This is a genomic window from Streptomyces sp. ISL-94 (assembly GCF_018614075.1).
Lineage (GTDB): Bacteria > Actinomycetota > Actinomycetes > Streptomycetales > Streptomycetaceae > Streptomyces.
The window spans coordinates 1-17,574 of the sequence record NZ_JAGGOZ010000012.1; the positions used below are offsets into that span (position 1 = coordinate 1).

At 72.8% G+C, this 17,574-nt stretch carries 13 protein-coding genes; 3 read left to right on the forward strand and 10 right to left on the reverse strand.

The window, feature by feature from the left end; genetic code table 11:
- The 10 genes from J7E94_RS03660 to J7E94_RS03705 form a co-directional block, all read right to left on the reverse strand.
- The coding region (locus tag J7E94_RS03660) for an ABC transporter ATP-binding protein (protein WP_215012253.1) at window positions 1-952 on the reverse strand (952 nt) is incomplete at its 3' end.
- A gap of 85 nt (window positions 953-1,037) precedes the next feature.
- Complete coding sequence (locus J7E94_RS03665; RefSeq protein ID WP_215012255.1) at window positions 1,038-2,075, reverse strand: RNA polymerase sigma factor; 1,038 nt, start codon at window positions 2,073-2,075, stop codon at window positions 1,038-1,040.
- Window positions 2,076-2,135: 60 nt separating this feature from the next.
- On the reverse strand, window positions 2,136-3,173 hold the full coding sequence (locus J7E94_RS03670; RefSeq protein ID WP_374224388.1) for a lytic transglycosylase domain-containing protein: 1,038 nt from the start codon (window positions 3,171-3,173) through the stop codon (window positions 2,136-2,138).
- 556 nt (window positions 3,174-3,729) lie between these two features.
- Window positions 3,730-6,690, reverse strand: a complete 2,961-nt coding sequence (locus J7E94_RS03675; RefSeq protein ID WP_374224389.1) for an NHLP bacteriocin export ABC transporter permease/ATPase subunit — start codon at window positions 6,688-6,690, stop codon at window positions 3,730-3,732.
- A 1-nt stretch (window position 6,691) separates the two neighbouring features.
- Window positions 6,692-8,953: an NHLP family bacteriocin export ABC transporter peptidase/permease/ATPase subunit gene (locus J7E94_RS03680; RefSeq protein WP_215012257.1), complete on the reverse strand. Its 2,262-nt coding sequence runs from the start codon at window positions 8,951-8,953 to the stop codon at window positions 6,692-6,694.
- Window positions 8,950-9,756: an HlyD family efflux transporter periplasmic adaptor subunit gene (locus tag J7E94_RS03685; protein WP_215012259.1), complete on the reverse strand. Its 807-nt coding sequence runs from the start codon at window positions 9,754-9,756 to the stop codon at window positions 8,950-8,952. The genes J7E94_RS03680 and J7E94_RS03685 overlap by 4 nt, the downstream gene beginning before the upstream one ends.
- A gap of 99 nt (window positions 9,757-9,855) precedes the next feature.
- Complete coding sequence (locus tag J7E94_RS03690) at window positions 9,856-10,095, reverse strand: hypothetical protein (RefSeq protein WP_215012261.1); 240 nt, start codon at window positions 10,093-10,095, stop codon at window positions 9,856-9,858.
- A 457-nt stretch (window positions 10,096-10,552) separates the two neighbouring features.
- Window positions 10,553-11,566: a TolB-like translocation protein gene (locus J7E94_RS03695; RefSeq protein WP_215012263.1), complete on the reverse strand. Its 1,014-nt coding sequence runs from the start codon at window positions 11,564-11,566 to the stop codon at window positions 10,553-10,555.
- Window positions 11,563-12,939: an MFS transporter gene (locus tag J7E94_RS03700; protein WP_215012265.1), complete on the reverse strand. Its 1,377-nt coding sequence runs from the start codon at window positions 12,937-12,939 to the stop codon at window positions 11,563-11,565. The genes J7E94_RS03695 and J7E94_RS03700 overlap by 4 nt, the downstream gene beginning before the upstream one ends.
- A 2-nt stretch (window positions 12,940-12,941) precedes the next feature.
- Entirely contained in the window at window positions 12,942-13,898 is a 957-nt protein-coding gene (locus J7E94_RS03705) for a glycosyltransferase family 2 protein (RefSeq protein ID WP_215012267.1), read from the reverse strand.
- 324 nt (window positions 13,899-14,222) lie between these two features.
- On the opposite strand from J7E94_RS03705, the gene J7E94_RS03710 reads away from it, so the two are divergent.
- From J7E94_RS03710 to J7E94_RS03720, 3 genes are read left to right on the forward strand one after another with little or no spacing between them, the layout of a single operon-like run.
- On the forward strand, window positions 14,223-15,329 hold the full coding sequence (locus J7E94_RS03710; RefSeq protein WP_308344496.1) for a Gfo/Idh/MocA family oxidoreductase: 1,107 nt from the start codon (window positions 14,223-14,225) through the stop codon (window positions 15,327-15,329).
- Window positions 15,330-15,384: 55 nt separating this feature from the next.
- Window positions 15,385-16,377 (forward strand): NAD-dependent epimerase/dehydratase family protein, encoded by a 993-nt coding sequence (locus J7E94_RS03715; protein WP_215012269.1) that lies wholly within the window; start codon window positions 15,385-15,387, stop codon window positions 16,375-16,377.
- Window positions 16,374-17,570 carry a DegT/DnrJ/EryC1/StrS aminotransferase family protein gene (locus J7E94_RS03720; RefSeq protein WP_215012271.1) on the forward strand — a complete coding sequence of 399 codons (1,197 nt, stop codon included), beginning with the start codon at window positions 16,374-16,376 and terminating at the stop codon, window positions 17,568-17,570. The genes J7E94_RS03715 and J7E94_RS03720 overlap by 4 nt, the downstream gene beginning before the upstream one ends.
- Window positions 17,571-17,574: the final 4 nt, after the last annotated feature.

Consider the following 17,574-nt stretch of genomic DNA (forward strand, 5'->3'; position numbering starts at 1 on the left):
CCGGGGCCGGGGCCGGGGCAGCCTCCCCGGAGGGGTCCGGGCGGTGCAGCTCCGCCTCGCGGTCGGCGATCGCCTGCCAGCGGGGCGGCCGGGTGACCCCGGGGCTGGGCAGCAGGCGCGGGGTCATTTCGGGAATGGCGTCGTCCCCGCCGGCGAGGCCTGCCAGCTCCTGCTCGACCTGGGCGGCGTCCTTCTCCTCCGCCATGCCGATCGGCCCCTGCATACGGCCGTTGAGGAACTGCCGTACGACCGGCTCGTCGCTGGTCAGCAGCTCCTCGCGGGGGCCGAACATCACCAGTTCGCGCCGGAACAGCAGCCCGATGTTGTCCGGGACCTGGCGGGCCGAGGCGATGTCGTGGGTGACGATCAGGAAGGTCGCGTCGATCTGCGCGTTCAGGTCCACGATCAACTGATTGAGATAGGCCACCCGCACCGGGTCGAGCCCCGAGTCCGGCTCGTCGAACAGGATGATCTCCGGGTCGAGCACCAGCGCCCGCGCCAGGCCCGCCCGCTTGCGCATCCCGCCGGATATCTCGCCGGGCAGCTTCTCCTCGGCACCGATCAGACCGACCATGTCCATCTTCTCCAGGACGATCCGTCTGATCTCGCTTTCCGGCTTACGGGTGTGCTCGCGCAGCGGGAAGGCGATGTTGTCGTACAGGTTCATCGACCCGAACAGGGCGCCGTCCTGGAACAGCACGCCGAAGAGCTTGCGCACCTCGTACAGGTCGTGCTCGCGGAGCTCGGTGATGTCCGTACCGGCGATCCGGATCGATCCCCGGTCCGGCTTGAGCAGGCCCACGAGTGTCTTGAGGAACACCGACTTGCCCGTACCCGAGGGGCCGAGCATGACAGACACCTCCCCGGCGGGCAGCGTCAGCGACACGTCCTGCCAGATGACCTGGTGGCCGAAGGATTTGGTCAACCCTTCCACGCAGATCTCGACACCCATCCGGTTCACCCTTCAACGGGGAGCAGCTCCGACATCTGCTCTACGGGGAAGGGCGGCGGGTCCGTCGCGGCGAAACCAAGATTTTTTACGGCAAGCGGGTGGAGAGGGCACCGGGGAGGTCCGGCACGGTGGTGCTGTCGGGGAGCGGTGGCGTGGACGGCACCGGCGGCACGGACACGGCGGGCGCGGGAAGGACCGGGGCGGGAAGGGCCGGGGCGGTCAGAGCCGGGGTGGGCAGGCCCGGTGCGGCGGGCAGGGTCGCCGCCACCTCCGGCAGTTCGGGCAGCACCGCCGGGAGGGCGCTGGGGAGGGCCGTGGGCGACACCGCTCCGGTCGGGCGTACGGAGCCGGGGGCGTCCGGTCGTACGGACGAGGCAGCCGGTACACGGTCAACTGCCGCGCCCGGCTCCTCCCCCACCACCGCCATCTCCGGCGCAGGCGGCACCGGCGCACTCGGCTCGTACGCGAAGGGCAGGGCCAGTCCCACCATGGCCAGTGTCGCGGCCGCCGAGACCGCGGCCAGGGCGGGGGCATGCGCACCCGCCTGACCCGCCTGGTCCCGGCCGCGCCCGATCAGCCACAGGCCGAGCGCCAGCGTCCCGGCCAGCGAGTTGCGCAGCGTACGCCGGGCCCTGGCCAGCAGGGACTCGACCGCCTCGTAGCTCAGCCCCATCTCGCGGGCGATCTGCCCGACGTCCCGCTCCTCCGCCTTCAGGCGGAGTGCCTCCGCCTGGCGGGCGGGCAGCTCCCTGCTCCGGAAGGCCAGCCACCTGGCCTCCGCCCTGTCGCACACCGCCTCGTCGACGGGGACCGGGCCGGGGACGGTGAGCTTGGGCGTACCGCACAGCTGGGCCTCGCGGTGGACCTGCCGGTACCGGTCGACGCACAGGCGCATGGTCACGGTCGTCAGCCATGCGCCCAGCCGCGCCTCGTCAAGGTGTGTGTGCTGCGCGCCGCGCAGCATCGCCTCCTGCACCGCGTCCTCGGCGTCCTCGGCGCTCATGGACCTGCGGCGCGCCACCTTGAGCAGCTGCTCGCGATGGCCCCACATGCGCTGCCACCGCAGGTGGGCCGAGTCGTCACCCGGTTCGGCCGGGTGCGGAGGATGCCTGTCCGTCGCCATGACCCGGAAGGTTACCGCCGGGTACATGGTGTTGTGGAGGGGGTGATGCGCGAGTGAGTCCTAACCGTTGCCGGGGACCATGCCGGTATCCGGAAGGACGCCGTCACCGGGCACGTCGATCCCGGCGCCGGGAGCGGGACTCGGGGCCGCGACCAGGGGCGGCCTGGTCTTCGCGCCGCCGTCCGGCGGGCCGGCGGTCGGTGACGGGGCGGGCGTCGGCGCGGGCTTCGGCCCGGGCGGGGGCGTAGGCGCCGGGGAGGCGGGCGGGGTCTCGGTACCCGGCTCCGGGCCGGCCGGCTCGGTCCGCCCCGTGCCGGGCGAGTCGGCCTCCGTACCGGAACCCGCGCCGCCCTGGTCCGGAACCACACGGTGGCCGTCCCTGAAGTAGGCGTACCAGGACAGGACGACGCTCAGGTACTCCCGGGAATGGTTGTAGGAGAGGATCGCGCGGTCGAGGTCCTGCGGCCGGGAGAGGTCGCGTCCGGCCGCGCACAGGTAGCGGCCCGCAGCGAGCGCCGCGTCGTGGACGTTATGGGGGTCGGTCCTGCCGTCGCCGTTGCCGTCGGCGCCCCATCTGGCCCAGGTGGACGGGATGAACTGCATCGGGCCGACCGCGTGGTCGTAGGACGGGTCGCCGTCGTACGCGCCGCCGTCGGTGTCCCGGATCGAGGCGAACCCCTGGCCGTTCAGCTGCGGGCCGATGATGGGCGCGTACGTCGTACCGTCCGCGTCCACCCTCCCACCCCGCGCCTGGCCGGACTCCACCTGGCCGATCGCCGCGAGCAGCTGCCAGCGCAGACCGCAGCGCGGGGTGCTCCGCACGAGCGTCGACTCCGCGTTGCGGTACGCGGCGAGGACGGTGGCGGGCAGCGCCGCACGGCCGGCCGCGAAGATGGCACCGGCCGAGGACGGCTGCTGTGCGGACGGGCCGTGCGACGCAAGTGGGGGCAACTCGCGAAAGTAGTAGGAATCGCCCGAAGTGCCCTGATTCGGTGACATGGTGGCCTCCACGGGGGAGGACGCCGACGCCGCGAGGCCGGGCGCCTGTGAGCCGGTCAGCGCCGCCATGGCCGCCGCCGCGACCGCCGTACCCCGCACGCCTTTACACATCCGCACCGGCAACCGATCCGCCATCCGTCAGACCCCTCCCTCATCGCACTTCCCCGGCCTCTTCACCTGCTCTACGCGGCCAGGGTGCGGGTCCGTCGCGCGAGTCGCGGAAATTTCCCAGCGGCCGTCACGTCGGAGCGAATGATTCCGCAATCTCTTGTGCGAGCACCGAATACCCGTTGCCTTCCCCGTTCGCTTGGCCGCTTTCTCGACAGGGGAGCGACAAGTGCCCCCTCGTTCGGACCTTTGACCGCCATCGCCGTCACCGGTGGACGCCGTCCCTCTGGGGAGAATCTGGGGAGTACGGAGGCCGCCTTGGGGGCGCGTGGGGAGAATCGGCTACGTAACACGGCATGACGATGAAAGGCTGTCAACTTGACCCGGACCTGAAGGGCCGGGCTTGGAGGTAGCGCCCGACTGGCCGCCGGGTGGGCTCCGAGGCGGCCCGGCGAGTCGGCGGTTTCTGAACGGCTGCCGTCGTCGACGCAGATGGCGCTCTGGCGCCATCAGTCGGGAAGCGCCTACGGGATTGCGACGCCACGGGTCAGCGCAGTTGGCGGCGGACCAGGTCGTGGAAGAGGCCGGTGGGGTCGGCGAGGAGTTCGGCGGGTGGGCCCTGCTGGACGATGCGGCCGTCCGACATGGCGATCACCCGGTCGGCGTCCATGATCGTGGAGAGTCGGTGGGCGATCACGATGCGGGTGGCCTGCAGGGCGCGGGTGGATTCGATGACCACGCGCTGGGCGTCGTTGTCCAGTGCGCTGGTGGCCTCGTCGAAGAAGAGGATGCGCGGTTTGCGGATGAGGGCCTGGGCGATCATCAGGCGTTGGCGCTGGCCGCCCGAGACGGTGCCGCCGCCGTCCGACAGCATGGTGTGCATGCCCATCGGCATGGCCTTGATGTCCTCGGCCAGGCCCGCCATCGCCGCGGCTTCCCAGGCCTCCTCCAGCGAGTGCGTTCCGGCGCCGCAGATGCAGTCGAGGATCGAGCCGGTGAAGGGCTGGGCGTTCTGGAGGACGACTCCGCACTGGCGGCGCACGGCCGCCTGGTCGAGTGCCGCCAGGTCCTGGCCGTCGTACAGGACGCTGCCGGAGACGGGCTTGTCGAAGCCGATGAGCAGCCGCAGCAGTGTCGACTTGCCGCAGCCGCTGGCCCCGACGATCGCCACGAACTCGCCCTGGGAGATCTTGAAGTTGACGTTGTCCAGGGCCAGGGGGGCGTCGTCCGCGTAGCGGTAGGTCAGGTTCTTGGCCTCGATGGCGCCCGTCAGCCGGCCCGGTCGGGTGCTGGAGCGGCCCGCCTCCGGGGTTTCCCGCAGGAGCGGCTTGACCTGTTCGAACATCGGCAGCACCTCGGCAGCCGAGATGAGCGCGCCCGTCAGCTGCGTGACGCAGGACAGGAGCATCGTCAGCGCGGTGCTGAAGGTGAGGAACTCGCCGGCCGACATGGCGCCACGGGCGGGTCCCGCCAGCAGCATGAACATGATCAGGGTGCACAGCGGCAGGTAGACCGCGCCCAGCACCGTGATGGTGTTCTGGATCCGGCCGATGCGCTGCTGGAGGTCGCGGGTGCGGGCGAACTCCCGTGCCCAGGCGGCGTACGCGAAGCTCTCGGCCGCCGCGACGCGCAGCTTGGGCAGGCCGCGCAGGGTCTGGAAGGCCTGGTTGTTGAGCTTGTTGCCGAGGGTGATCAGCCGGCGCTGGTAGCGCAGCTGCCACAGCCCCAGGCCCAGGAACACCGCCGCGATGACGGCCAGCATGGCGAGCGCCGCCATCGCCAGCGGCACGCTGTAGACGAGCAGCAGCACGAAGTTCATCGTGCCGACCGTGCCCGCCTGTACGCAGACCGAGCCGATTCCGGACAGCACGCGGCGGATGGCGCTGATGCCCATCGCCGCGCCGGCCAGTTCGCCGGTGGAGCGGCCGGCGAAGAACGTGGTCGGCAGCCGCAGCAGCCGGTCCCACACCGCCGGCTGCAAGGTGGCCTCGATACGGCCCTCCATGCGCAGGATGGAGGTGTTCTGCAGCAGCATGAAGGCGGCCGAGACGACGCCGGTCGCGATGAGGGCGAGCCCGGTCTGCACGATGAGGCCGGTCTCGGCCTGTGGGACGTACCGGCCGAGGACCTCGCCGGTGGCTACGGGCACCAGCGCGCCCAGGACCACCGCGACCAGCCCGCCCAGGATGATGCTGCGCAGCTCCGGGAGGGTGCCGCGCACGCTGAAGCGGAGCAGGGCCGGCAGTCCCACCCGGCCGTCGGGCAGCGGGCGGTAGAGCATGGCGGCCTGCGGTGCGAAGGCGGCCTCGTTGGCCTTGCCGATGCGCTCGCGCGTGCCGGTGGCGGGGTCGACCGCCTCGTAGCCGCCGCGCCGCCACAGCAGTGCGACCGGGGTCCCGTCCTCCTCGCGCCGGCCCACCAGCGGGCCGCTGTTCTCCCGCCACCAGCGTCCGCCGAGCCGGACCGCCCGGGTGCGGATCCGTGAGGCGAGTGCGATGCGTTCGATGGGATCGACCGTATCGAGCTGGTCTGATGTGCCGGCGCCCCCGCCCGGTTCGGACAGGGTGATGCGGGCTTCGGCGGCGACCAGGCGGCACGCGGCGAAGGTGGCGTCGGCGCCCGCGGCCCGGTGGGTGTCCCGGCCGGAGCGGGCGATGGACGCCAGCAGCGTCCGGTCCGCCTGGGTACGGGCGGCCCGGCCGGCCTCGATTCCGGCCGCCGTACGGTCCTCGTGGGCGCGTTCGAGCCGTTCGATCCAGCGGTCCAGGGCGTACAGCAGCCGGTACTGCTGGTCGACCATGCCCTGCCACATCGCCGCGTCGACGAGGAGGGTGCCGACCGCCTCCGCCTCGTACACGGCGCCGTACTGCAAGCTGCCGGGGGTGATCTGCATCCACAGGATGTCGTCGTCGGCCCCGCCCTGGCCGGAAGGGGTGACGTTTCCGTCCGGCTGTGCCTGGTAGAGCACGCGCAGGCCGCGGCCGATGCCGCGCGCGAAGGCGTCTTCGAGGGGGCTCGGTTGTGCAACGGGGGCGGCGGCGCCGTACGGCCCCTGATCGGCGTACCACGGTCCGCCGTGGAACTGGTCACCGTAGGACTGGTCACCGTAGGACTGGTCACCGTAGGACTGGTCGCCGTAGGGCTGGTCGCCGTACTCCGCGCGGTACAGCTCCCGCAGTTCGATGCGGCGCAGCCCGCACCCCTGCAGGGGCCGGCCGACCAGGGTGTGGTCCGGGCCCTCGGGCGGGCCCAGCAGCAGGGTGCCCGGCTCCAGCCGGCCCAGGAAGTGCCAGTGCCCGGCCTGTGCGGCGTCGACGGCGAAGAGGTCCAGCTCTCCCTGTACGACGAGCCACAGGACGAGCGGGCCCACCAGGGACAGGCTGCGCAGCCCCGTGCAGTCGACCGGCGATCCCAGTCCGCCGAGGGCGGCGACGACCGGGTCGGGGGCGGCCCCGCCCTCCCGGCCCGAAGACGCCGCCGTGATGGTGTCGTGGTGTGCGTACGTCACCTCAGTGCTCCTTGACGAGTTCGGCGTACGGGCCCTGCGCCGCGACCAGGTACTCGTGCCGGCCCCGTTCCACGACCGTCCCCCGGTCGAGTACGACGATCTCGTCGCTGTCGCGGACCGTGCTCAGCCGGTGGGCGATGACCACGCAGGCGCAGCCGCGGCGGCGCAGGTTGTCGATGATGACCTGCTCGGTCACCGCGTCCAGGGCGCTGGTCACCTCGTCGAGGACCATGACGCTGGGGCGGCGCACCAGTGCCCGGGCGATCTCCAGGCGCTGGCGCTGGCCGCCGGAGAAGTTGCGGCCGTCCTGTTCGACGCGGCTGTGGATGCCGCCGGGGCGGCGGGCGACCACGTCGAGGACGGCGGCGTCCTCGAGGGCGGCGGTGACGGCCTCGTCCGGAATGGACGGGTCCCACAGCGTGACGTTGTCGCGGACGGTGCCTTCGAAGAGGAAGACGTCCTGGTCGACGAAGGAGACGGAGGCGGCCAGTGCGCCGCGCGGGATGTCCTCCAGCCGCATCCCGTCGATCCGGATGGTCCCCTCCCAGGGGGCGTAGAGGCCGGAGATCAGCCGGGAGACGGTGGACTTGCCGCTGCCGGAGCCGCCGACGAGCGCGACCTGGCGGCCGGGACCGACCGAGAGCGAGAAGTCCTTGAGCAGCGGGGCGTCCAGCGGGCTGTAGCCGAAGGTGACGTTCTCCAGCTCGACGTGGCCCTTGAGGCGGCGGGTGGCGCCGGCGGGCTCGCGCCGCGAGTGGACCGGGTCGACGGGAAAGTTCTCGACGTCCTTGAGGCGGGCGACGTCGGCCGCGAAGTCCTGGATTCTTCCGGCGACACCGCCCAGCCGCGAGATCGGCGCGGTGAAGCTGGTCACCAGGGCCTGGAAGGCGACGAGCAGACCGACGGTGAGGTGGCCCTCCACCGCCCGCAGGCCGCCGATCATCAGGATCAGCGCGCTGTTGAACGCCGCCAGCGTGGGCGCGACCGTCGCCAGCCATGCGCTGGGCACGCCGAGCCGCTGCTGCACGTCGAGGGTGACCGCGTGCTGTCCGGCCCAGCGGCGGAAGAAGCCGTTCTCGCCGCCGGTGGCCTTCATCGTCTCGATGAGCTGGAGGCCGCTGTAGGAGGTGTTCGTCAGCCGGGCGCTCTCGGCGCGCAGCTTCTGGGTGCCGGTGGCCCTCAGGCGGATCACGATCCGCAGGGCCACCACGTTGAGGAGCGCTACAGCCACGCCGACGAGGGTGAGCTGCGGATCGTACGTCCACAGCAGCACTGCGTAGAGCACGACCACCACGGCGTCCACGGCCGCGGCGGCGAGGTCCCGGGCGAGGGTCTCGGCGACCGCGTCGTTGGACTGGAGCCGCTGGACCAGATCGGCCGGGCTGCGCTGGGCGTAGAAGGTGACCGGGAGCCTGAGCAGGTGCCTGAGGAAGCGGGCGCTGCCCAGCGTGGAGGAGATGATGCGCCCGCGCAGCAGATTGGCCTGCTGGACCGCGGTGAGCGTCGCGGTGAGGGCGAGGGCGACGGCCATCGACGCGAACAGCACGCCCAGCAGGGAGGTCTGCTCTCCGATGAGGAACATGTCGATGTACGTGCGGCTCAGGGCCGGGACGGACACGCCGACGGCCACCAGCAGGAGGCTGGAGACCACGGCGGCGGCCATGGTGCCCGAAGTGCCCCGCAGGCGGGCCGGCATGGCGCCCAGCACGCCCGGCTTGCGGCCGCCGCGGCGGAAGCCTTCGGCGGGTTCGAAGGTGAGCACGACGCCGGTGAAGCTGGTGTCGAACTCTTCCATCGGAACGAACCGGCGGCCCTTGCCGGGGTCGTTGACGTACACGCCCCTGCGGCCGAGGCGGCGGCCCATGCCGTCGTAGACGACGTAGTGGTTGAACTCCCAGAAGAGCACGGCCGGGCCGCGTACCTCGGCGAGCGCGGCCAGGTCCATCTGCATGCCCTTGGCCGCCAGCCCGTAACTGCGCGCGGCCTTGAGGAGGTTGCTGGCGCGGGAGCCGTCGCGGGAGACGCCGCAGGCGATGCGCAGCTCTTCGAGGGGGACGAAGCGGCCGTAGTGGCCGAGCACCATGGCCAGGGCGGCCGCGCCGCACTCCACTGCCTCCATCTGGAGCACGGTGGGGGTGCGTACGGGGCGGGGCGTCCTGCCCCTGGGGGCGGGCGCGGACCTGCGGCGGGCGCCGCCCTTGGGCTCGGGGCGGTGGCGCCGGCGTCCGGCGGGAGGGAGCTGGGGAGCCTGCGGGGCGGTCATGGCAGCAGCCAGTCGACGGGGCGGCGGGCGGCGAGGTGGACGGCGCCGGTGACCGGGGTCGTCGAGTCGACGGCGTACGGGGGGCCGTCCGCGGAGGACCACCGGTAGCCGGACTTGGTGGCGGAGGAGCGCTCCAGCTGTACGAGCACGGCGATCGGGCTGCCGTGGCGGGAGAACTGCTCGGCAAGCACGCCGTCGCCGAGGAAGCCGCTGATCTGCGCCTGCGTCTGGGGCGCGCGGCCGACCGCCTTGACGCGGCCGCGCAGCATGCCGAACTGCTGCTGCGGGACGGACTGGACGCTCAGGTCGACGGCGGCGCCCACCGGGATCGCCGCGCCGCCGGCGCCCGGTACGTACAGCACGGCCACCAGCGGGTCCTCGGGATCCTGCACGCGCTCCACCGTGGCGACGTCCGCGCCGGTCGTGACGACCGAGCCCACCTTCGCGACCAGGGTGGTCAGCCGGCCGGCGGTCACCACGCGCACGGGGCGGTCCCCCTGCTCCGTACGGACGTTGAGCAGGGGCGCACCGGCGGCCAGCAGCTGGCCCTCCTCGGCGAGGATTCCGGTCACCTGTCCCGCGACCGGGCTCTGGAGCACGTAACTGCCGTCGGCATGGGTGAGGATGCCGGGTGCGGTCAGCTTGGAGGACACGGTGCCGGTGAAGGCCCAGAAGCCCGCGGCGGCCATGACGACGACGGTGACGGCCAGGACGAGCCGGCCCTGCGGGCGCGCGAAACGCACGGGCAAATCGAGTTCTTCGGGCGATTGCAGCTTGGAAAGAGCCTTTTGGCGAAACTGCACGGACTATTCCTTCAACTGCATTCGTATGGGCCTGGCGTGCGGGCAGCCATGAACCCCGGAGCCGTGGGGCGCACTCCGGGGTTCATGGGGATATCCCGATCAGAGACCGGCGCGACCGGTGTTCACCGAAACGCCGGTGATGCCCGAGACCAGGCCGGGGACGTGGGAGACGATGCCCGTGGCGGTCTGGACGGTGCTGAGGGAGCCGACGAGGCCGACAGCGCTGTTGACGTCGCTGGTCGCGGCGCCGGCCAGGCCGCCGGACACGGTGATGATGCCGCCGGAGACGGCGTCCAGCTCGGTGTCGGCGATCTCACGGGTCTCGATGTCGTTACGCATGGCGCGCACCTTTCATTGGGGGGAGGAATTACTTCCCGCGGCGGCTGGGGGCCCAAAACCCGGCCGCCATTCACAACCGCCGCGGTGCGCATGATGAAAGCACGCGAACGGGGGGCCCGGCCAATCCTGTTGACGCTCCATCACGGCCGGATGGCCGCCGCCGACGACCGGCGTGGAGCTTCATTCACCGAAAAGTGACGACTTCTTCACAAGATCGAGTAACACATACGCGCCGCCCGCTGCTTACACGGAACCCAACGGGGCAAACCACCACCAATCCGAGGCTACGGCTGCGGCTTTTCCGGCAGTTGTGGAGCCGGGTCGTCCCGGTCACGCACACGATGTGCAGATTTTCGGAAGGCGCGTGCGGTGACCGGCCCCTCACGCCCGGTGTGTGCCGGCAGGCGGCGCCGGTCCTCGTACCGGGGAAAGAGTCGGCTCCTCCGCGCGCCGGAGGTCAGCCGAGGCGCGCCGGGGAGCCGGCGGACGGGGTCAGGAGGCGGGGGGAGCCGGTGCCGTCGGCGGGGACGGTCCACAGGTCCGTGCTGTCGACGACGCCCTCGGTGGGCAGGGCGTAGGCGAGGGTGCGGTCGTCGAGCCAGGCGGCCTGGTCGTCCACGCTGCGCTTCTCCGTCAGGGGGTGGTCGCGGAGCGTCGCGAGGTCCATGACGTGCTCGCGCCACAGCGACGCGCCGCGCTGCACGCGCTTCTTGTACGCGATACGGGTCTCGTCCGGGGAGAGGGAGGGGCACTCGACGTTCTGGGCGAGGGTGGTGACGGTGCGGCGGGAGAGCGAGCCCTTCACCAGATGGGTCTGGCCGGCCGTGGCGAGGGTGGCGTAGAAGGTGTCGTCGTCCTTGGAGAAGGTGACGCCCCAGAAGTTCACGTCTGCCGCGCGGTACTCCCGGCCGTCCATGAGGATCGCGAACTCCTCCAGGCTGGGTACGAGCTCCCCGCTGCGGGTGTCCACGATCGCGGTGCGGGTGGAGAAGAACGCGGAGCCGTAGGACTCGCCGGACACGAAGACGGTCCAGGCGGCGAACCGGCCGCTGGGCGAGACGCGGGCCCGGCTGGGCGTGCCCGCGAGGGGGAAGCTGCGCTGCGTGCGCAGCTCGGCGTCGACGATGAGGGCGCGGTTGTCCTGGGCGAGCGCGCCGGGCGTGGAGCGCAGGCACACACCGGTGCTCGCGGCGGCGTGGAAGCGCTGGCAGGTGAGCCCGGAGGCGGTCCGCCCGGCCTGGGGTGTGCCGGCCGGGACCGAGACGAGGGCGCCGCGGTGCGGGCCGCGGTCGGCGTTGAGGAAGGCGAGCGTGTCCTGCCGGGTGAGGGTGACCGGGCCCGCGGTGACCGCCGGGTTGCCCGTCTGCGGCTGGTCGGCGCGGGAGGCGCCGCGCAGCACCAGCGTGGTGGCGAGGCCGGCGAGCAGCAGCACCGCCGCGGCGAGTACGAGCAGGCGGCGTGACAGCGTCATCGGGTTCCTCGCGGGCGTGGGGAAGCGTCGGGGGCGGTCGGGGCAGACGGGGCAGGCGGGCGCAGCACGAAGGCGGCCGCGACGGCGGAGCACAGCAGCCCCGCCGCCGCCGCGGCGAGGGCCGGGCCGGGGCCCCAGAGCGTCCACGCCCCGCCGAAGGCCAGGGAGCAGCCGAAGCGGGCCAGCGCCTGGCCGGTGCCGACGAGGGCCAGGCCGGTGGCCCGCAGCTGCCGGGGGACGATGGCGGCGACGGCGGCGGGCAGCACGCCGTCGGTGGCGGCGTAGAAGAGGCCGTGCAGTACGAGGACCAGGTACGGCAGGGCCGGCTGCCGGCCGGGGACCCACAGCAGGAGCCCGTACCCCGCCAGCAGGAGCGCGTGCCCGGTCAGGAACACGGTGCGCCGCCCGATCCGGTCGGCGAGGGCACCGGCGGGTACCGCCAGCAGCAGGAACACGGCGGCGGTGCCGAGCGGCAGGAGCGGGAACCACTGCTCGCCCATGCCGGTGCGGCGTTGCAGCAGCAGGTAGACGAAGGCGTCGCTGACCGTGGTGAGGCCCAGCAGGGCGGCGCAGGCCGCCAGGGCGCGCAGCCGGGGCAGGCGCAGCAGGGCCAGTGCGTCGCGCAGGCCCACGGCGGGCGGCCGCACCCCGGCCGGTGCCGGCCCGCCACGCGTGCCCGTACCGCCCGTGCCGCCCGTACCGCCCGGGCCTTCGCCGCCCGGACCCCTGACACCCGGGCCCGGGGTGCCCGGTACGAAGAGCACGAGGACCACCACGCCCAGGACGGCCACGCACGCGCTCACGCCGAAGACGGTGTCGTAGCCGTCGGCCACCACGCTCAGGATGAGGAAGGCGGCGAGCGGGCCGAGCAGCGCCCCGGTGGTGTCCATGGCCCGGTGTACACCGAAGGCACGCCCCTGTAACCCGGCAGGCGTGGACAGGGAGATCAGCGCGTCGCGCGGCGCGGTACGCAGCCCCTTGCCGGTGCGCTCCAGTGCGAGGACCACACCCACCGGGCCGAGGCTGTGGGCGAGCAGCAGCAGCGGCTTGCACAGGGCGGACAGGCCGTAGCCGAGTCCGGCGATCAGCTTGTGGTTGCGGACCCGGTCGGCGAGGTGCCCGCCGGTCAGCTGCACCAGGGCGCTGACTCCGTTGTAGACGCCGTCGAGCGCGCCGAAGCCGAGGGGGCTCAGCCCCAGTCCCGCGACCAGGTACAGGGGCAGGACGGCGGTGACCATCTCGGAGGAGACGTCGGTGACCATGCTGACCGTGCCGAGTGCGAGGACGGCCGAGGCGACCGCGGGCGCCCGTACGGGTCCGCGGCCCGGCCCGTTCTTCGCTCCGGCGGGAGCGGAGCGGTCCGCGAGGTACATGGTCAGGAGCTCCCGGTGCGGCTGCTCTCGTCCCGCAGCCAGGTGGAGAAGTCCCCGCTCCGGATGGCCTTGCGCGATCCCCGCCGGGCGGCGAGGGCCGCCGCTGCGAACACCACGACCCCGGGGAGCAGCCGCGGATGGGCCCGCAGCAGGGCGCGCAGATCGGCCGTGCCGGTGCGCGCGGAGGGCGCAGGCCCGGCCGGTGCGGAAGGCGCAGGCCCGGCCGGCGCTCCCGGCCCTCGCGCTACGGCAGACCCTCCCGACCCGGCCGGCACCGGCGCCCGCCCCGACGCCTGGAAGCGCTCGAACTCCGCCGACGAGGTCGCCGCGCGGATCCGCCGCCTGACCAGGTCCGACCACGCACGCGGCGGACGCACCACCACCCGGGCCGACTCGACCACGCGCCGCTCCCCCGGCCCGAAGGCCTGGGACGCGGCCAGGTCGTCGGCCATCAGCGGGGGCAGGGCGGCGATCCGCGCGTGCCCGGCCTGCGACACCGCGATGACCCCCCGGCCGAACAGCCCCTCGCGGACGGCCGGCAGCCGCTGCCACACCCCGTAGTACGCCCGCACCGGCCACGCGCACCCGGCCAGCGGGATCTCGCGGTCCGGCGCGGCGGCCAGCAGCTCGGGGCTCCCGGTGAACGCACCCGCCAGGGCCCGTACGTCGGCGGCGCCGACGACCACGTCGGCGTCGACGTAGAGCCGGGGAAAGCCCCGCGCATGCTCGTCGCCCACCCGAAGTGCCCTGTGTTTGGACGGAGTCGGGATCTCGACCACGCGGACCCGGGGCCCGCGCGCACCCGCCACCCGGGCGGTGTCGTCCGTACAGCCGTTGCACACGACGACGATGTCGAAGCCGGTGTCGGTGCCCTCGGCCGCGGCGTCGGCCAGGAGTGCGTCGAGGAGGCGGCCGATGACCCGGCCCTCGTTGTGGGCCGGTATCACGATGCTGGTCACCCGGGCAGTATGCACGCTCGAACACCTGCACCGGGCGATTCCCCCAACTCTGCCCGGGAGTAGGCCCGGTGGTCTAGATTGAGCGTCGCCGACCGGATTCGGCGTGCTTCGGCGGGGCGGGGATCAATCCGGAACGCCGGGGGGCGAAGGCAGGCGGATCACGTAGGGCATCGGTTGTGGGGGGTCCATCACCGTTGAGCGGGTCACACACCGGTCGCGCACGCGTCCGGCCCGCTGCCGACGGCACTTCCATCCATCGCACGCGTCCGGCCATGAGTTGTCGACACGCCAGTCGGCGTGCGTCGCGGAAGGAAGGGGAACGCTGTGCAGGACACGGTGCAGGACGCGGTGCAGGACGCGGTGCAGGACGCGGGCGACCGGGAGCCAGGGGGCCCGTTAGGCGTCGCCGTGGTCGGCGCGGGTTACTGGGGTCCCAACCTCGTCCGCAACTTCCAGTCCAGTCCGCGGTTCCGGCTCCGCCGGCTCTGCGATCTGAACGTGGACCGGGCCCGGCAGGTGCTCGGCGGATACTCCACGGTCCAGGCGACCTCGGACTACGCGGAGGTCCTCGCCGACCCGGCCGTCGAGGCGGTCGCCGTGGCCACCCCGGCCGGGACCCATCTGGACGTCGCGCTGGCCGCCCTGCGCGCCGGAAAGCACGTCCTCGTGGAGAAGCCCCTCGCCGCCACCTACGAGGACGGACTGCGGCTGGTGGCCGAGGCCGAGGAACGCGGCCTCACGCTGATGTGCGACCACACGTACTGCTACACCCCCGCGGTGGCCCGCATCCGGGACATGGTCCGCTCCGGCGAGCTGGGCGAGATCCAGTTCGTCGACTCCGTACGGATCAACCTCGGCCTGGTCCAGAAGGACATCGACGTCCTGTGGGACCTGGCCCCCCACGACCTGTCGATCCTCGACTTCATCCTCCCCGACCACGTCCGGCCGGTCGCCGTCGCCGCGCACGGAGCCGACCCCATCGGAGCCGGGCAGTCCTGCGTCGCCTATCTGACGCTCCAGCTCAACACCGGCGCCATCGCCCACGTGCACGTCAACTGGCTCTCCCCGACGAAGGTGCGGACCACCATGGTCGGCGGCTCCAAGCGCACCCTGGTCTGGGACGACCTCAACCCCGCCCAGCGCGTGGCGGTCTTCGACCGCGGGGTGGACCTGGCCGCCTCGCAGGAGATCGGCGCCGACGAGCGCCGCGACATGCTCATCTCCTACCGGACCGGTGACATGGTCGCGCCCGCGATCGGCGAGAAGGAAGCGCTGCGCAGCATGGTCGAGGAGTTCGCCGACGCGATCGAGACGCGGCGGCCGGCGCTGACCGACGGCCGGGCCGGGCTGCGGGTGCTGGACATCCTCGAAGCGGCCTCCAGGAGCCTGGAGTTCCGCGGCGCGGTCGTCGGACTGCGCACCGGCCGCTGAGCGCTGCCGGACCGTTCGCACGCAAGAACATGACGAACTCAGTGGGGGCAGGGCGTTGAGCAGCGTAGAGGGCAAGAGGATTCTGGTCACCGGCGGGGCGGGCACCATCGGCTCGCACGTGGTGGACCTGCTGGTGGACAACGGGGCACGCGAGGTCGTGGTGCTCGACAACTTCGTACGGGGGCGCGCGGCCAACCTGGCCCGGGCGCTGCCGAGCGGCGTGGTGGAGGTCGTCGAGGGCGACATCCGCGACGTGGCCGCGGTGCGCAAGGCGACCGAGGGCGCCGAGCTGGTGTTCCACCTCGCCGCCATCCGGATCACCCAGTGCGCGGAGGAGCCGCGGCTGGCGAACGAGGTGCTGGTGGACGGCACGTTCAACGTGTTGGAGGCGGCGGCCGCCGCCGGCGTGGGCAAGGTGATCGCCTCCTCCTCGGCCTCGGTCTACGGGCTCGCCGAGACCTTCCCGACCTCCGAGCGCCACCACCCGTACAACAACGACACCTTCTACGGGGCGGCGAAGGCCTTCAACGAGGGGGTGCTGCGCAGTTTCCACTCCATGTACGGGCTGGACTACGTCGCGCTGCGCTACTTCAACGTGTACGGGCCCCGGATGGACATCCACGGGCTGTACACCGAGGTGCTCATCCGCTGGATGGAGCGGATCGCGTCGGGCGAACCGCCGCTGATCCTCGGCGACGGCACCCAGACGATGGACTTCGTCGACGTGCGGGACATCGCGAGGGCCAATCTGCTGGCCGCGGAGTCGGATCTGACCGACGAGGTGTTCAACGTCGCGAGCGGGGCCGAGACCAGCCTGCTCGACCTGGCGCTCGGCCTGCTGGAGGCGATGGGCGCGGAGGGGCTGGCGCCGGTGCACGGGCCGGCCCGCGCCGTGAACGGGGTCACCCGCCGGCTCGCCGACACCGCGCGGGCCGCCGAGCGCCTCGGCTTCACGGCGGAGATCGGTCTGCGCGGCGGGCTGCGGGACCTGGTGGACTGGTGGCGGGCCGAGCGCGCCGCCGACGCGGCCGGGGAGGCCGGACGATGAGCGCCCCCGATCCCGGTCCGGTACCCGCGCCCGCGCCCGCGCCCGCGCCCGCGCCCGCGCCCGCCCGTATCCCGGTCATGGTGCCCTGGCTCGGCGAGGAGGAGGCGCGGGCCGCCGCCGACGCGGTGCTCTCCGGCTGGGTCGCCCAGGGGCCCCGGGTCGCCGAGTTCGAGCGGGCCTTCGCCGACCGGGTGGGCGCCGAGCACGGCATCGCGGTGAGTTCGTGCACCAGCGCCCTGCACCTGGCCCTCATCGCGCTGGAGCTGGGGCCGGGCGACGAGGTGGCCGTCCCCTCGCTGTCGTTCATCGCCACGGCCAACGCGGTGCGCTACGTCGGAGCCCGCCCCGTGTTCGCGGACGTCGAGGAGGCCACCGGCAATCTGACTCCGGCCACCGTGGACGCCGTCCGTACGCCCCGTACGAAGGCGGTCCTCGCCGTCCACCAGGGCGGGGTGCCCGCGGACGTCCACGCCCTGCGCGCGGCCTGCGCCGAGTGGGACCTTCCGCTGGTGGAGGACGCGGCCTGCGGCATCGGCGCGACGGTGGGCGGCAAGTCCGTCGGGCACGGCGCGCTGCTCGCCGCCTGGTCCTTCCACCCCCGCAAGGTGATCACCACCGGCGAGGGCGGCATGCTCACCACGGACGACGCGCGGTGGGCGGAGCGGCTGCGCCGGCTGCGCGAGCACGGCATGAACGTGTCCGCCGCGCAGCGGCACGCGAGCGGCAAGCCGATCGTCGAGAGCTATCTGGAGGTCGGCTACAACTACCGGATGACCGACATCCAGGCCGCGGTCGGCCTGGTTCAGCTCGGCAAGCTGGACGCGATCGTGGCGCGGCGCCGGGCGCTCGCCGCCCGGTACACGGAGCTGCTGGCTGAGATCCCGGGCCTGCGACCCGTCCGGGACCCCGATTACGGCCAGGGCAACTTCCAGTCGTACTGGGTGCTGCCGGCCGAGGACTTCCCGGTCGGCCGGGACGAACTGCTCGCCCGGCTCTCGGACGCCGGGATCTCGGCCCGGCGCGGGATCATGGCCTCGCACCTGGAACCGGCCTACGCGGGGCACGGCGCGGCCCCGCTGCCGGCGACCGAGCGGATCAGCCGCGGCTCCCTGATCCTGCCGCTGTTCCACACCATGACGGAGGCCGAGCAGGACCGGGTGGTGGCGGCGCTGCGCGAAGCGGCCGGCGGATGAACGG